The organism is Natrinema pallidum DSM 3751 (assembly GCF_000337615.1).
Classification (GTDB): Archaea; Halobacteriota; Halobacteria; order Halobacteriales; family Natrialbaceae; genus Natrinema; species Natrinema pallidum.
In genome coordinates, this window is sequence record NZ_AOII01000024.1 from 1 (window position 1) to 16,647 (window position 16,647).

The 16,647-nt window shown below is 55.3% G+C and carries 10 protein-coding genes and 1 pseudogene; 5 read left to right on the forward strand and 6 right to left on the reverse strand.

Annotation, left to right across the window (positions count from 1 at the left end):
• The 3 genes from C487_RS02815 to C487_RS02825 all read right to left on the reverse strand — a co-directional run.
• On the reverse strand, positions 1-460 hold a 460-nt coding region (locus tag C487_RS02815; protein ID WP_006184161.1), incomplete at its 3' end, for a hypothetical protein.
• On the reverse strand, positions 457-4,188 hold the full coding sequence (locus tag C487_RS02820) for a hypothetical protein (RefSeq protein WP_006184162.1): 3,732 nt from the start codon (positions 4,186-4,188) through the stop codon (positions 457-459). The genes C487_RS02815 and C487_RS02820, both read right to left, overlap by 4 nt.
• Positions 4,188-4,952 (reverse strand): DUF1819 family protein, encoded by a 765-nt coding sequence (locus C487_RS02825; RefSeq protein WP_049907842.1) that lies wholly within the window; start codon positions 4,950-4,952, stop codon positions 4,188-4,190. Before C487_RS02825 ends, C487_RS02820 begins: the two co-directional genes overlap by 1 nt.
• Positions 4,953-5,175: 223 nt before the next feature.
• On the opposite strand from C487_RS02825, the gene C487_RS02830 reads away from it, so the two are divergent.
• The 5 genes and pseudogenes from C487_RS02830 to C487_RS02845 all read left to right on the forward strand — a co-directional run bounded on the left by C487_RS02830 (position 5,176) and on the right by C487_RS02845 (position 14,474).
• Positions 5,176-5,727, forward strand: coding sequence for a TATA-box-binding protein (locus tag C487_RS02830; protein ID WP_006184164.1), 552 nt, complete (start codon positions 5,176-5,178; stop codon positions 5,725-5,727).
• A 137-nt stretch (positions 5,728-5,864) separates the two neighbouring features.
• Positions 5,865-6,506, forward strand: coding sequence for a hypothetical protein (locus C487_RS02835; RefSeq protein ID WP_006184165.1), 642 nt, complete (start codon positions 5,865-5,867; stop codon positions 6,504-6,506).
• Between the two features lie 89 nt (positions 6,507-6,595).
• Positions 6,596-7,033: pseudogene (locus C487_RS21950) on the forward strand (sacsin N-terminal ATP-binding-like domain-containing protein); the annotation flags it as partial.
• Between the two features lie 789 nt (positions 7,034-7,822).
• Positions 7,823-12,562, forward strand: coding sequence for a hypothetical protein (locus C487_RS02840; protein ID WP_241431055.1), 4,740 nt, complete (start codon positions 7,823-7,825; stop codon positions 12,560-12,562).
• 625 nt (positions 12,563-13,187) lie between these two features.
• Positions 13,188-14,474 (forward strand): Cdc6/Cdc18 family protein, encoded by a 1,287-nt coding sequence (locus tag C487_RS02845; RefSeq protein ID WP_006184167.1) that lies wholly within the window; start codon positions 13,188-13,190, stop codon positions 14,472-14,474.
• Between the two features lie 361 nt (positions 14,475-14,835).
• Here the strand turns inward: C487_RS02845 and C487_RS02850 are convergent, their stop codons facing one another.
• The 3 genes from C487_RS02850 to C487_RS02860 form a co-directional block, all read right to left on the reverse strand.
• Positions 14,836-15,150: a hypothetical protein gene (locus tag C487_RS02850; RefSeq protein WP_006184168.1), complete on the reverse strand. Its 315-nt coding sequence runs from the start codon at positions 15,148-15,150 to the stop codon at positions 14,836-14,838.
• Positions 15,151-15,174: 24 nt separating this feature from the next.
• The gene (locus C487_RS02855) at positions 15,175-16,104 is read right to left on the reverse strand and encodes a ribonuclease H family protein (protein ID WP_006184169.1); all 930 of its coding nucleotides are present in this window, start codon (positions 16,102-16,104) and stop codon (positions 15,175-15,177) included.
• 139 nt (positions 16,105-16,243) lie between these two features.
• Positions 16,244-16,567, reverse strand: coding sequence for a hypothetical protein (locus C487_RS02860; RefSeq protein WP_006184170.1), 324 nt, complete (start codon positions 16,565-16,567; stop codon positions 16,244-16,246).
• Between the last annotated feature and the right edge of the window lie 80 nt (positions 16,568-16,647).

Consider the following 16,647-nt stretch of genomic DNA (forward strand, 5'->3'; position numbering starts at 1 on the left):
GTTCAGACGCGCGCGTGAACGGATACAGACTACCCAGATGGAGGAGTAAGACGATGTGGCGCTGAGTCTCTAAGTCGTCCTCGTCGATCTCGTGCTCCACCATCTCCTGTACGAGTTCTTCGGCGAGACTGTCCTGCATCGTTCCCTCGATTCGTTCTCCCGCAGAAATCTCGTCGCCGAGGTCGGATAGCGGTTCACCGAGATCTACCAGCAGCTTGTACACGTCGGTCTGTGGCAATAGTTCGTCGAGCCAGATAGGCTGGACGCTCACGTCACTCGGGATTGCTGGTACTTCATCCGTCCCAGTCGCCCACGACTCTAGGCGGTCTGCGGTGTGATGCTCGACTTCGGGGTCGACGGCAGCGATGACGAACGGGTTTCGTATTCCGTGCTGCCCCCGCGCGAACGTGCAGATTTTCTCCTTGAACCCACGATACGGCGACGTGGTTTCGTTAGTCATCGAACAATCACCCCTGCATCCGTTTCCTCGATTTCAAGCTCTTCTGTTTCGACGAGCCCCTGAATCCGACGGTCCAATTTCTGGCGGTCGTCGGGAACGATGCCGATCTGATCGATTTCTCCTGGTGGACGGTCGCCGACGATAGACGAGAGTCGATTGAGACGGGACTCTAGCTCCGTGACCTCGGAGTCCACGTAGTCAGCAAGCGGTTCGAGTTCTGCTACTGCGTCGCCAGCGTCGACGAGCTCCCCAACAGAACTATCTTCTGAGAGAGTCACAATCGCATCGTCGATCGTCTGATACCACCGCCGAAGTTCGCGCATTGGTGTGATGAACTCGCGCTCGAACGTCACGTGGACACCTGCAGGGAGGTCGGTCGCCGGGACGACCCACGGGTGATCGTCGATACGCTCGACAAAATCGTGCATCTCATGTTCATTGATAAATGCGTTCCATGATCGCTCTAGTTCCGACGTAAGGTCGGAACCGAGTTGCTCCCTGAAGTTGCTCCAGCCGTCAGTCGTCCACCATCCACCGTCGAAGGACGCGATAGCCTCAGAACGCACTTTAATCGAAGATAGTACGTCCTCATCGACCCACTCAAATCGATCGTCGCTGATCGTAAGTAGGGCGTCAAGGTGGTAGAGAGACGAGAGTCGACGGTTCCAGATATCAGCAACCTCTTCCAACCAGTCTTGTGCATCGTTCGTTTGCTCGATTACGTCTTCGATACCATCTTCCTGGGACTTGACCGTGGACAACCGTTGAATCGCTGCGTCACTCCGGTCAGACAGCTCACTTCCGAACGATTTGAGAAGCGCCGAAACCTCGTTATTGTGAATATCGGTGTCGACCACCAGTTCGACGTCTTCTCGAAGCCCGGAAACCTTCGACTGTAAGCGCTGATTTGTTTTTTGAAGGTTAATGAGGCCATCCGCGACGGTCTCTATCGTCTCCTTGAAGTTCCCGTCCTCAAGGATCTTCCCGAGTGGCTTCCGCGGAAGCAGTTTTAACCGTGTCGTGGACAATCCGTCGAGATCAAGAACTGCAGCATTCTCCAAGGTGTTCCCATCTTCGTCCACTGGGAGCAGACGCCCTTCGCGGCAGAATCCCCAAATTATCGCACAGAGTGCGGGACGAGCTTCACCATAGAACTGCTTCTGCTCGATGATGCCATCAAGGACGGTGTTCATGTTAAGCCCCTCATCTCTATCCTTCAATTGTCGACCGGTGAGAGCCATAACGTTACGCTGAATTGTCTGCTTCCCCTGACCCGTCACCTGATCCGACGACGGAACCTGAATCGTCTGTGCCCACGCTGGGAGAGGCTCGTCACCGCTCAGTCGACCCAATTCCCGTAGCCGGTCTTCGTTGACCTGGAGCATCATCGGGTGGAAGTCATCAGGATAGGACACGTCGACCGCGATCTTGACTGCCTTCGAGAGTCCGCCGATGTCCGTCCGGTCCTTCACGGTGTAGGAACCACTCATCATCGCGCTGACCAGTTTACTTCGGACCGTATTCGCTCGTTGCTCAAGATCACGATCGACGGCTGGTGGCGCGTCGTGTGTCGCGATAGCATCGCGAAGTGCCCACCATTCAATGAGCCGTGTACGCAGGTCTTGAAGCCCGTCGGTATCAATCGACCAATAGAGCGTATCGCCCTCTGGTGTTTCGGTAGTGATGTTGGGGCGAAGTCCCTGAACTGCAACAGTGACGTCCAACCCGCCCTCCGTTTTGACAGTTGTCCCGAAGTCACTGTCATCAACCCCGAACCCGTAGGAGACCGGGTATTCCTCACCAGACTCACCGTAAGGCACAGAGTCTGGGAGTGAGAGGTCCTGCGTGATACGCTCCCAGAGATGATCGTCTAAGGTATCGAGAATATCGTCCCAGTCTGGATTAGCCTCGTTTTCCTCGGCATCATTATAGATCGTACGTTCTTCTTGAGTCGCGAACCGGTATCGAGAACCACTCTCGTCCTGCGTCGGACGAATGAACTTCTTGAGTCGGTCCAGTGACTCTTCGACACGATTGGTAGTGCTAATCCAGGAACGACCGTTCAGGTCGGACATCACCGCTACCGCAATATTCCCCTCGTTGAGCGGGACAATGTTGTGGACGTGTTGCAGTAGGAGGACGGCTTTCGCCACATCGAGATCGAATTCGTCGAGGTTGCCGTCCTCAACCTCATCTGCAATTCCGCGAGTCGCTTCTGACCCCTCAATAACGCGCATGTCCTGAGTCAGAATATCTCGAAGTTCTGGCTTGACCAATTCGTAGAAGTCGACGAGTGAGATGAGTTGGTCCTCCTCTCCTTCCTCAATCCACGTCTCAAGTAGGCCATGCATGAGAGCAAGGATCGCGCGTGCAGTTCCGGAGAAGATGGATTTCGCTGGGTCGGTCGCCTCTTGTCGCAGATTAAACAGGATTTCTAGGAAGAGGGGTGCGTGATACGGAAGGAATGGGTAGAACTCAATCAGTTCCTGAACGTCGATATCGTCAAGGGCAGGTTTAGTGTTCTGCTTGATCTCGTTATAGACGAGGGATTCGGTTGGTTTTACATCTGCATTGTCGAGAATACTCTGGACGGCGTTTCCACCGTCATCGGACTTTTGAAAGAGTCTCTGCTTGGCGATGTCTCCGACGTGCTTACTTGGGAGTTGGTATCGATGTGGGAAGCGGTCTTTGACGATGCTGAAGTCGGCTCCATGAGCCGCGAACTTCGGTTGGACGTCTTCGATCTTCGCCTGTGCAGTCGCGACTAATTGGATATCTCCGTCACCGATATCGTCGACGTTTTCCGCGAGCGTCTGGAGCTCGGTGAGCCGCTCGAAATCGGTCCCAATGAATAGACTTACCTCGTCAAGCAGCAGCACGAGCTTGACTGATTCTCCGAGTTCCTCTTCGCGTGAAGCACGTAGTTCTTCGAGACGATTGACGACTTCCTCTGGGTCGATGTCCGACGGTTGGAGGTCGGTATAGCCATCACGAGTACCGGTTACTTCCTCAAAAAGCACGGGAAGAACGACGTCAGCCAAAGCCCCATATTGCTGTATGTTAGACCAGAGTTCGTCGGTTCGCCACTCATAATTGGGTGATTCTCGCGTGATATTCTCGAGTGCGGCCGCTGCACGCTGTTGCCGTTCCGGCCATTCTTCGGTTGTCTGATACCAATCTTCGAAATACGCAACATCGAGTTGGGACGATAGCCCCGTCGAGATGTTGTCGTCGATTCCGGAGAGCCCTACGCTCTGATGAGCGTGTCTGAGGACGATTTCGCTGAAGCTACGCTGCTTTTGACCTTGATATTTTAGGAGATTGACTGAGATAGGAATGACGTGATGGTCGTTGTGAACTCTCTCCCAGCGATTCTGTAGTAGATCGATATCAGTCTCATCGCCCTCATCGCTATTTGGAATGAGGTTTTCCCATACGTCACCATGGCGACTCTGGAGCCACGTCGTATCCATGAGTCCGTCGAGAACGGTTAATAAGTGGCTCTTCCCACTGCCGTAGTAACCGTAGAGCCAGTAATTAGAGCCGGTCCGCATATCGTCTGTTTGGCCAAGTAGACGGTCGACGAAGTCCTCGATAAAGCGCTGTGAATCAGTTGTTACGTGGTACGATTCGATTGCTCTACTGCGGTGGTCACTCTCCTCTCGGTCAATCCGTACCGACTCTTCGAAGTCAGCGTCAAGATTCGGGAACCACGATGAATCAACCATCACTCAGTACCCCCGTTGGTGACCCAAGAATACGGATTACTGATCGGCTGGAGACGGAGGTCGCCATGAAGATTTACGAACTCCCATGCGTTGGTCGCAGCGACACGGTCGAAGAGTTCTTCCCAGCGATTCTCCGGCTGCAACAGATACAGAAGCCCTCTCGGAGCCTCAATCCAGTCGTCATTGCTATCATCATAGGAGTATCCCATGGCGACAAGTAGAGGAATATCGCCTATTGACGGTGGTGTGCCGACGATGGCCTGCTGATTTTCCAGAACACCAATTTCTCGCAACACCGATCTGAACCCTTCGCACCAACGCTCGGTGGTCGACTCGGCGTAGTCAAATGTAGAGCCATCTGCATACTCAAGTCGATTAAGGATTTTTTTGAGTGTCTCGTTTGAGAAGTCAAAGGGGGTTTCGTATCCGGCCTCCAATCGACCAATATACTCGTGGATCGCGTAGCGAACGAGAGGGTCGTCTACGATAAGATAGAGGGAGAGAACTTGTGCTTTGTCGCGTGACGTCGCACAGTCGTCAAGTATACTCGGAAGGTCACTCGCGTTCGGGAGAGTTGCAGGGGCGTTTTTCAAACGCGAAGTGAGTACTCGAAAGATGTCTTGTGAGCTATCTTTTGTACTGCGCCCAGAGCGTCGTTCATCAATCCATACTCCTTTCACATCGTTCCAGTTTCCGTGTTCGCCATAGAGTTGAGCAAGTTCCTCGGCTCGGGTAACAAGAAGACCGCACCGCGTCAAATCCATGGTTACCTCCTGTTTAGAGAAGTGACGCGACAGAGACAGGACCCGCCTGTCGCCGTCACCAGATGTAGAGTCCATGTGTCGGTGAACCAAATGGAACTACTTAGTTCTCGTTGTTGTACGACTGCACGGGGATAACAATACGACATCCGTTTGAGTTTTCACGGTAGAGAGTCTAGGTATCAAGGTTCAAGTCTTGCTCTGAATTAGTGGGGTACATCAACTTATGAGTGACTCCGAGGTCGACGTCGTCAACATAGCTGCGTTGGGTACTCTCGGGGTCGAAGTAGATATCGAACAGGTGGTCGACGACGCCGAACTACCCGTTGCCAATTTCGACCCGGAATATAACGCTGCCTTCTTTCGGTTTGTGGAAGACGGAGAGCTAATCATCCTCTATACCTCGGGGAAGTACATCCTCCGCGGCGGCGATGAATTCGAAACGATGCATGATGTGAATGCTCGCTTTCTCGACTTCATCTCCAACTTGGGAATCAGCGTCGATGACCCATCTCTTGAGGTGAAGAACGTTGTCAGTGTCGGCAATCTCGAACGCGAGATCAACCTCAATGCGCTGACGATAGCGTTGGGATTAGAGGAAACCGAATACGAACCGGAGCAGTTCCCCGGGTTGGTCTATCGACCAGCAGATAGTCAATGTGTCCTCCTCGTGTTCTCCAGTGGAAAGGTAGTGGTCACAGGTGGACGAAGCGAAGAAGAGGACAGTGAGGCGTTCAAATCGCTCCGAGAAACGTTGGACGATCCAGCCTTTCTCTAATCAAGGTGAGTCGAGCGTATACGGTAGTCGATGAGTTACCTCGGCCATGAATACGAGGCAGTATCTTCGTGAGGCGCGCTGTTCGACGTGTATAGTGTCGAGGAAGGATTATGATTGCTGAGTTTGCATAGCGAGGTATGGTTGACGTTGAATGGGCATTGAGCCAGCTTGGACAGGTCTATCACTCGGAGGACCACCTCAAATTGGCACTCGGCGCTGAACTCGCCCAGATGTATGGAAATGAACGAGTACGACTTGAGTGGAATCCAGAAGCAGGTGTCAGTATCGATATCGGCGTCCGACGAGGAGACGTCACGATTCCAATCGAGTTGAAATACAAGACAAAGCAATCGAGAGTCGAGGATTCCGTTTTTGATGAGACCTTCGAGTTGAAAACACAGAGCGCACATGACCGAGCCCATTACCGCTTTCTTCGCGACGTAGAACGCGTAGAGCGAATCGTTGCCGACCAGGGACGATACGGATATGCAGTTCTCCTGACTAACGATTCAAATTATTGGACGACTGCGTCGGGAGAGGCCCTCTATGATGAGTTCAGGATTCATGAAGGACGAGAGTTTGGGGGAGGAACACTGAATTGGCGAGAGCAGCGAGACTGGATGACAAAGAGCGGCGAGGAAGCACCCATCAATTTGGCCGGGCAGTACGTCGCGGAGTGGTCAGACTACCAGTATCGCGACGACATCAACGCCTCAACGAATCCAGAGTTCCGAGCGTTAGTACTCAGAGTAGATGCACAAGCAAGGTACGACAAATAAACCGAATCCGGAATTCCCGCTCGACACACTAGCGTAGGGCGTAGAATGTCTCCCTGGAATTTAAATGCGGATTTGTCATCTAAGAGAGTATGGCAAGTCAGTCTACGGTCGTTGACCGCCTTTCCGAAGATGAACTCTTCGAACGGTGGAGCGACCGTTGGGACCATTTCCTCGAAGATTTTTCTGCGACAACGCCCTCCGGGACCGTCTCCGAACGACTCCGTGACAAGGTAAAAAGCGGGAACGCAGAGCGAGCGATCGCCGGCGGCCACGAGGGACGAGAAGTCCTCGAGCTGCTCCAGAATGCTCGCGACGCTATCCCTGGAAAAGCAGACGGTGGCCGCGTCTATGTCGGAGTGTACGACGAGGGGATCCTCGTCGCGAACACGGGCCATCCCTTCGACCTGTTCGATCCCGATGTCGAGGATGCCGTCACGATGATCGGCGAGTCCTCGAAGGGGGACGCTGACCAAGAAATCGGGCACAAGGGTGTCGGGCTGAAGTCGATACTTGCGACTGGGGACGCGTTCGAGATCTGGACGCGACACGATGCCGCAATAGACGATACCCTCCGCGTCCGATTGAGTCGGGCATACGTCACCGCAGCATTACTCTCATCGTTGGGTCACGACACGTCTGCGTTCGATCTTCGTGGCACGGTATCGAACGAGACGATTCAATCACTCACCGCGCAATCGAACATCGGACAGCGAACCGGCCGACTGGACCAGGATGCTCGGGAGGATATCGGGAAACTCCCGCTATTCGATTTCCCGGTTCCACTGACAACGACAGCCGGCCCGGACGACCCTGTTGCAGATCGAGCCTCGGCACTCCTCACAGGCGACGTTGACGAGTGGTACGGTGACCCGTTCCGGACTGCGGTGTTCGTCGAGTACGAGGATGAGGAATGGCGAGACATCCTCGACGACTTCGACGTACCGCAACCGGAATCTGCTGACAGAGATGCCGCTGATCGGGCTGAACGGCTCTGGTCGTATCTTTCGAAAGGGGCCGACGATGAGGGACTGACGCCCGAGACGCTCGTCCAGTTCGGCGGAATTGAGACGCTGCTCCTCGAACGCGTCGACGGAACGGAGGAACCGGTTCGGGAAAGCTGGGACATCGACCGTAGCTCAGGGTCACTCGACAATGAGACGGTTCACCACCAGACCGTTACGGTAGCGGTGGAGGGAACGGACGAATCGTCCTGGGACGAGCGGTTCGACCAGTTCGGGTTCGACGACGTCGACGCCGCCACACAACTGCTCGTTCCGCGAACGGCGTCACACCGTGACCGGCCGCAAGAGTATCCGTTGTACCTCTACTACCCGATCGAGAATACACGGGACGTCTCACTCCCCTTCTGTCTCCATGGCCACTTCACGGTCGAGACGAACCGGAAGGATCTCAGTCTCAACAGCCTCGCTGATAACCGCGTAGTCCTCGAACGTGGCGTCGAACTCGTGGCCCGCGTTGCCGAGGCGGCAGCGGGGAGTGATTTCGGCGATCAGTACCCGTGGATTCTCCTGCCCCCGCCACCGACGCGTCACCAGGACGACCCGAGTTCGCAGGCAAGTTTACTCACGTGGTTCCGTGCTGCGATCTACGAAGAACTCCGAGAGCGTGCGTGTGTTCCCACCGTCGGTGACGCAGACGGCGGACGAACACCTGTTGGACCCGAGGAGGCCCTCCTCCACTGGGACGTAACGGTCCGTGACGGATTCCTCGCACTCTACGACGTGACCAAGTCGCTGGATGCGACCGTCACCGACGCTGTCGTCGACCGCCACTTCCCGACGCAGGAGACCCTCGAAGGATGTCGCTCCTTTCCGAATGCGTGGGAGGCCCGAATAGAGTCGTTGCTCTCAGTCGACGACGCGGAACAGTTCTCCACTCAAGTGGCTCGCTCGTGGGCGGCTATTCTCGGGAATCACCTCGACCAACGGACGCTGAACGACGACGAGACACACCTCGTTTGTGACGTCGAAACGGCCCGGTCACTGTTTCTTGGCACCGTCGAGACGATACTCCGGTCCGGTACGGACGACGATGAGCTGTCATCGACGCTCGACGCGATCTCCTCACATCTCGAAGGGGTGTACCTTCTCCCCTGCCGACGTACGAGTGATGAGAAGGCAGTCGATGAAGACTCCGAAGAGGCTATCACTGATGACAGTTCGGCGGATACAGTCCTTCTCGTTCCCATCGAAGCACGGTCGGGGCCCAATCCCAACGAGCGTGGAACCAGTCGTACACGGTCGGTTATCTGGGATATAAACTCGCCCGATCGCGACATCGAACCACCCGAAGTTCCGCGCGAGAAGTCGAGTTTTCAACTGTACTTCCTCGATCGTGCGATTGAACAGAACGAGCGTGCCCGTCGCGTTCTCGAACTGGCCGGACGACCATGGGGGGTCCGCGTCTACGATGGCACACCGAGTTACTTCCGAGAACTTCTCGATACGTTCGCGACGGACGAACCGGCGCGCGTGAAAGCGTTGGACTTCCACTTTCTCGCGAAACAGGTCGACAAACTCGGGAGGGAATCGCCGGACCTCCAGACCGACGAGGGGTCGTTTGTCCCGACTGATTACGTACAGTCTGCAGTCGCACGATCGGACGGTGACCAGCGTCAGAATCTCCGTCGGCGTCTTAACCTCCGGAATAACCACCTCACTCTCCCACGAGACGGTGGAACGCACGACATCGGTGAGACGATACTTGGCGACGATTGGCAGCGTCTCCGTGGGCGAGCGCACGAAGATGATGCGATCGACGACTGGGGCACGTTCGACGGTAATGCCAGCACGACGTGGCCTGCGCCGACGGAAGAGGCGTGGATACCTATCGCCGGTGCACTACAGGCTGATAACGCTCACGAGCGAATTGCAAAGACACTCTCGCTGTTCGGTGTCTCGGTTCTTACGGGCGTCCGGACAGTGTGGATGTATGGTTCCGGTCACCCACGGACTCGGGGCGACGCGTCGTGGAATCCTGCCGAATGGTCATCCGACGACTTCACAGCTGGAGAGGGCTTCCCAGACAGTGCTGCAGCACTCCAACGAGCCCTTGCAGAGTCCGGCGATACCTATCAGCAGTGGCTCACGGCTCCAGGGCGACATCCGCAGACGACCGCCGAGCACTCGAGCAAGTGTAACGTCAAAACGGACGGTGTTCTCAAAGACGTCTTCCTCGCGACGTGGATATGGGTGGACGACCTCGACGCACTCCTTCATCTCGGCGGAGAGAACCTCCTCGAACTGCTTCGACGGTACGAGGATGAATTCACCACGTCGATACTCGAGACCGGATGGACCTGCTCACACGGCCACCAGCGGGACGGCTACGGGTGGTCGAAGTCGGTCCCGACGCTCCTGAACTGGCAGTTCCGCCAGCTGGCAGTCTGGGATTCGGTTGTGACGGTTAACCCTGCTCTCCAGGAACGCTGGGGAGATGACGACGCACGGTTCGCCTACACAGTCGTCAAAACGGGGTCACGTGGACATCAGGCTTGGCGACTCTTTCCCCACGTCGACCCCGATGAACTCGATATCTCTGACGAGCTGCTTCACACGCTGGGGGTCACATCCGTCGAGTCGTTCGATGCAACCGAAGCTGCTTGGCACCTCCAGCGAGTCCTCGACGTACTCACAGGAGACGACCTCATCGATAAACCGGTTCCACTGGACATTCCCGATGAACGAGAGAATGACTGGAATGCAGCATACACGGCACTCCTTGGCCCCATTCTTCGTCAGCTGCCTGCAGAGGAGGCAACGGAGGCAGATGTCGACTTGCCGTTCCTCTCCCACCTCCCGATTCAGCGTGGAGGAGAGTGGCAGGTTGCGTCACTGGAGTGGCTTGCAGAAAACGCCGACGAAGGGCGCTACTACGAGGACCAGTCACCGAAGCCGTGGGAACGCCGCGCCGTCGAACAAAGTAATCACTGGCTGCTTGCACGAACCGCATCAGGCCCGTTTACCCGACTCGCCGACGCCCTCGGGGTTGATCGTGTCGACGCATCGAAGCCCATCTTCGATTCCGACGATCTGACGTTCACAGACGAGTCGCTCGCCGATTTCCGTACGGAACTCCGTGACCGGACGGTCCTGCTCGTCGCATCACTCGAACAGACGAGTGAGGATCGTATCCGTGAGTTCGCGGACGAGCTAGATGCCGCAATTGCGAACCTCCGCGTTGCTGAACGCTTCCCAGAGGTGATCGAGGACGATTTCGACGCCCCGAAATCTGGTCTCTATGCGCCCCGAGAGGGTGAGGAAGCCTTCGTCTTTAATTCAGCAGCCTACGAAGATGAGCTCACACTCGACGGTCTCGCGAAAGCGTTCTCTCTCCTTGCCGAACAACCGACGCCAATCGCGACGTTCCGAGAGGCACTCGACAGTGATCTCTCGACGGGAGAACTCACCAAGCGCTGGCAGCGACGAACCTTCCCCGTCGATGATGTCGCACGGATTCTCGGGACGAGGCGGCGACGCGATCTCCGTCAGCGACTCAACGCACTCGTCTCCCTGGCTGATCGATTTGATGGTGTAATCACTCCGGCAGTCGATGAAGTGGTCGAGGCGGTCGAGCGCAATGGCGATAACGCTGTCCAGGACTTCGAGCGCGCCTTGTGTGGTAACGAAGCCACTGCCACAGGTCTCGAAGACGCGTCGCCCCAGGCAACGTTCGTCAGCGATATTCGAGAGAGCCTTCCCGACGAACTCAGATTCGTTCTGGATCGTCTGTTCGGGGAGGACCGGCGACCGTGGCGTGAGGTGATTGCAGTGTCCGATAGCGACGACGAGCTGCTCGTGATAGATTGGCTGGCGAAGAATGCAAGGGCACTCGACGCGGCAGCGTGTTTCCCGCAGTCTGTTCCGTCTGCTTACGTCCGTGTGCTCGCGGTGATGAACGTCTGGGACCGGACAGAGACCACGGAACTCCAAGACGTAGATGTGTGGCAGTCTCGCCTTCGCACCCTGTCGACGGACACCAGTGTTGAGTGGGTAGACCGACTCCCCGGACGATTACGTAACGAGGACGCAGGTGATGAGCTGTTGTTCTACTATACACCTGAGGAGCGGTTCCGGTCGCTGGTCGTCAAGCCGTTTCTCGATAGCCTCTCCGGGGATCTCTCTGCTGGAACAGCAGACCTGAGAGCTATGCTTCGCCGGTATATCCTAGAAGGGGACTTCCCGAAGGCCGAAGCAACTGTCTCCGCCGCAGACCACCAAGACGGCGCACTTGCCGACCTACAATCTGCTGCGGAGAGTGGACAACAATTCTCCACTGAGAGCCTTCTCGATACAGAGTTCGGAGTGCGAAGCGCCTCAACACGGATGACTGGCAGTGGTAGTGGTGGCGGTAGTACTCAGTATCGTGGCCGGGGTCAGCAGGGTGAAGCCGCGACCCTCGTAGCGATTCTGGATGATACTGCTGCCTGGCTTGACGACCAACCGATCGGAACGATTCGGTCAGTTCGCTCGACGCTCCGTAGGCTGCACGATGATCAACAGAACGAGGATCACGACTGGCATCTCGACCGAGTCTGGGAACAGGAGCTACTGCCACTCTTGTCGAATGATGGACTGACACGGGACTCCATCGTCGATTGGCGTGAATATCTCGAAGACGGACGGCGACTCCGAGATCATCCGCTAGTCAGGTTCTGCAACGTAACGCTCGAACAAGGCCCTGGCTTCGACGTGATCGATCCGTTCGGTCCATTATCGAGTCCTCGACGAGGCTTTGGTATCGACCAGTTCGTCCCCGTCGAGGTGAAAGCCGTCGACGGCCGATCGCCACCGTTCCACTTCCGGCTCACGACCAACGAGTACCGTCGATGCAAGGCGTTCCTCCGTGGCGGCAGACCGTATGTAGTCCGCCTTGTTTACGTCCCCAACCCTGACACGGTCGATTGGGCGTCACAGACCCAGTTCGTCTCCGAGATTGTACTTAACGACGTTGCAGACGCTGAGTCTCTGGTTCGTGGAGATCCGTTCGAGGAGGTCGTCAAAGGCGGATACATGAATATGAGCGTGGACGACTGAAACACACGTTCCAATATAGGTGAGTCTGCGTCGTCTCGCCCGGCGCCGTCTTCCTGGACGTCAGGGACGAGGGCTTCGACTCTGACAAGGAGTTTCTCCAGAAACTTGTTCGGAGTCTCGTTTACCGAGAAGATAATATCGGACAAGAGTCTTCGGTTGAAGTCGTGCGTCCACGTCAGGATGGGTCGGGAGCCACACCGAGATTTCAAGTGGAGACCGGTCCCGCTATAGATTACGAGTGAGAAATCTGGATAGAGCTACCGAACCCAACCACTACTTCCAACTGCGACTTCTTTTAAGAACCCCTCCCTCCCCACCACTTCCAACTTCCCGAGGAAAACGTAGAGAGGACTAGCCAGACAGTAGCTATTCTAACACGACAAACACAACTAGCCTCTAATCTAGCCGCGTTTTCCGCTAGTGCGGTTTTGGTTTTACTGTTAATGTAATAAGTGTTTCCCTCATTATAGAGCAACGAGCAGCTGGGTCCACTTGTTCTCAAGGAGAAGTTGGAAATGGTGGGGGGAGTGTGTTTTATAAAGAAACAGGCGGTTGGAAGGGGTGGTGTGGGGTTGAAGCGTTGGAAGGGGTGGTTTTATGAGGATATCCTGTGTGGGGTCGTTACATGGGCTACTTCGACGATGATGGATTCCTGGACGAACACATCATTAAGGACCGAAGCGTCCTGAAACCCGAGCACAAACCCGAGAAACTGGAAGAGCGAGACGAGGAACTCGAGGACTATGTGAAACTCCTCCGTCCTCTATTGAAGGGCTGGGATCTCGACAACATCTTTCTCTACGGTCACTCCGGTGTCGGCAAGACCGTCGCAACTCGTACTCTGCTCCCGGATCTACGGGACAAGGCAGAGGACCAGTCTATCGATGTGGATATCCTCGAAATCAACTGTTCATCGGCAAATACGTCCTATCAGTCGACGATCGAACTCATCAACGAAGCACGCAATCCCGAGTATCCACTGACAACGCTCAACCTGGACAAATCTGAGCTGAGCAAGACAGGCTATCCTGCTGAACAGGTCTATGAGGAACTCTTCGACGATCTACACGAGGGCGCGGAGAATATCATTCTCGTACTCGACGAGGTGAACACACTCGGCAGCGATAGTGAACTACTCTATCAGCTCACTCGGGCGCAGACAATGCACAAACTTGAGGCTGAGTTGTGTATTATCGGGATCAGTAACGACTTCAATTTCAGAGACGATCTCCCTGCACGGGTGAAGGATACACTCTGCGAAACCGAGCTTCACTTCCCCGCATACGAGCAGAGTGATCTCATTTCGATTCTCTCGCGTCGCGCCGAGCAAGCGTTTTACGAGGGGACGAGTGAAAACGGCGTTATCGAACTCTCTGCGGCTCTGGCATCTCGGGATCGTGGTTCGGCTCGCCAAGCTATTCGGCTGCTTCGGAAAGCTGCTGAACTCGCAGAAAATGAAGCAGTGGAGACAGAGGACACGGACTGTATCGAGGAACGACATGTACGAAACGCTGAGGATATCATCGAGCGAAAACAGGTGACGACAGGCATCCGCAAACTCACATCACATCGGAAGTACGTCTTGCTGGCGACTACGAACCTCTCTGCTCAGGGGAAGACACCCGCTCAGACCAGGGACATCTACGAGTACTACAAGTCGGTGGCGGAGGAGTTCGGACGGGATCCACTCACTCGACGTGGAGCGCACGAACATCTGCTCGAAATGTGCGATAACGGGATTCTCAAGAACGTGAATCGAGATCAGCGCGGACGTGGACGACCGAACAAATACAAGCTTGACACTCCCCTTGAAACCGTGATTGATGCATTAGAACAGGAAGAGGACGGCGAAATCGGCGATCTCGATAATCTACGTGAACAAGCAAATAAGCAGACTACGCTTACTGAGTAACTTGGAAGCCGTGGGGTGTCGTCTATTATATACTTGGAAGTCATGGAACGGTTAGAAGCGCTGGCGAGCGATTTTTCTTCACGTAAGATGGAAACGGTGGGGGGTTGCTGACTTAAAGGATGGAACGAATGGTTGGGTTGGAAATATAGGTCTGACGTACGTCAGACACAGGTTGGAAGTCGTGGGGGGTGTTCGTTTAAATACTTGGAAGAGGCGGTCAGCAGCGGTATTCCTGCCCTCAGCCGCGCTAACCCGAAACTATCGCTGTGCAGATTCAGTCGAACTGGCGAGAATCGTCTCAATCCCCCTTAACCAACGCTCGGATAGAATCGGGCCTACTGTTGGTTAAGAGGGAGTCGAATTACATCTCCCGGTCGATCTCGAGCTTCCGCATCGCTCGCTCAAATACGTCGGGATGTCGATGTGCGAGATTCTCGAGATGGTTTCGAATGGACTGCGCGGCATCGACGTCTATGTTTTCCGTATCTTGGAGTTCACGCCAGAACTGGTGCATTTCTTCGCTCACGGACACCCCGACCGTGTGGTCTTTCACTCCCGCATTGAGCGCGTCATAGTGTGGTTCAAGATCGAAATCAGATGGCTCTCGTCGCTCCTTTTGTTGTTTGTCTTCAGCCGCTTCGTCCATGGCTTCCCCGAACGGATTGTCGCTGCTCATACGTACTTATTCTTAAGGTTAATCTTAAAGGTACGTGTCCAGGGTTTCGCTCGTGATCTCGACCGTGTTTTCGTCGGCGAACTGTTGCGCCCCGGCACGGAACGCGTGATAGCACTTCTGACGAGTGTTCCGTGGCGTCCCATCGCTATAGTCGACGACCGTCTCAATTGCGCTCGCAGAGTACGGGTCGGACGGGTAGCCGGAATCGTACTCCTCCTCGCGAGCCCAGGCCAACCATCGAGCGATGAGTTCTTCCGTCTCAGAAAAGTCGAATCGTTCCAGCGTCCGATCCTTCGCGACGAGACGGGAACTCAGCGTCTCACGTAGTTCGTCAATGCGGTTTCCAGCGCGTTCCGTCCCGAACATGAAGAGAATGAACACCGGCTCACTCTCACCTAAGTCCCCGACGCTCTGCAAGGCAGCCAGGAGCTGTTCGAACGTCCGTGTATTCCGGGATGCATCCTCGAGCTGATCGACTTGGATGATACACGCCATGTTTTGTTCCTCGAGCTGCTCGGCGACGTCTTCGACCTCTTGCCGCACTTCATCAGTCGCATGAGGATACGTCTCGGGAACATCGATATCATCGTACTGACCCAATTCATCGAGCAACCGCGTGTAGAATCGACGGGTGGTGATTGATTCGACTTCTCTGATTCGGGCGACACGAAATTCCTCGCTACGAGGGCCATCTGAAAGCGCACCGTACACGAGATCGCGGAAGTGTGACTTCCCAGCGCCACGAGTATCGATGATCGAGATGTGCCCCGCTCGATTCAGGATATGACTCGCAACCTCGTTAAGGAGGTCTTGATTCGCGCGCACCGCGATGCTTGCATCCGGGAGTGTTTCTGCCGTGAAGGGGATTCGCTCGGGTTTGATACCGAGCTGTTTTGCGTAGCCAGCTTGCGCCTCCTCGGTTTGATTCAGCGCGTCGGTAAATTGGTCGCCCATGCTGCTCCCCACTCCCCCCCGCACCATAAATCTAAGCTCAAGCTTAATCTTAAGATTAGATTGCTGGCTGGTAGTGCCGGTTTCTACTGTTACGAGTTAACCTACAAACCCGTGACTCGGTACAATCTGTTGGTTAGAATCACTGCTCCGGGTTCACCGGGCCTTTGTACTGAGATTTGATTTTGTCGCCCTCCCGCCATTGCCAGTAGTAATACCGGTTCCCGTTGATTTCCTTCTCGGTGAGCGTGGCCTTGGTAGGGACATCTTCAGGCAAATCCTCTGGACGTTCTTGAGCAGTGTCTTCCTCATCGGCCTCGCTTAACCGAGCTTCTCGCTCCCGATATTCTGCAAGCGCTTCGGCATACCTGGCGATAGATCGAAGCGTTTCCGCGTCACAATCGTCGAGCGAGTCAGCAAGTTCTCCAGAAATCTCAGATGGAATCGCTGGTTCTGAATACGACATGACTCAACTTAACCAACAAACGTCGCTCCGTGGCTTATTCCTGTTGGTTAAGACGGTCGGCGGTGGTGTTCCCCTTCCAG

Bases quoted from the DNA above. Each gene is read 5' to 3' on its own strand.
- C487_RS02845 (WP_006184167.1), top strand. From the start codon at position 13,188: ATGGGCTACTTCGACGATGATGGATTCCTGGACGAACACATCATTAAG.
- C487_RS02825 (WP_049907842.1), bottom strand. From the start codon at position 4,952: ATGGATTTGACGCGGTGCGGTCTTCTTGTTACCCGAGCCGAGGAACTT.
- C487_RS02830 (WP_006184164.1), top strand. From the start codon at position 5,176: ATGAGTGACTCCGAGGTCGACGTCGTCAACATAGCTGCGTTGGGTACT.
- C487_RS02855 (WP_006184169.1), bottom strand. From the start codon at position 16,104: ATGGGCGACCAATTTACCGACGCGCTGAATCAAACCGAGGAGGCGCAA.
- C487_RS02835 (WP_006184165.1), top strand. From the start codon at position 5,865: ATGGTTGACGTTGAATGGGCATTGAGCCAGCTTGGACAGGTCTATCAC.
- C487_RS02860 (WP_006184170.1), bottom strand. From the start codon at position 16,567: ATGTCGTATTCAGAACCAGCGATTCCATCTGAGATTTCTGGAGAACTT.
- C487_RS02850 (WP_006184168.1), bottom strand. From the start codon at position 15,150: ATGAGCAGCGACAATCCGTTCGGGGAAGCCATGGACGAAGCGGCTGAA.
- C487_RS02820 (WP_006184162.1), bottom strand. From the start codon at position 4,188: ATGGTTGATTCATCGTGGTTCCCGAATCTTGACGCTGACTTCGAAGAG.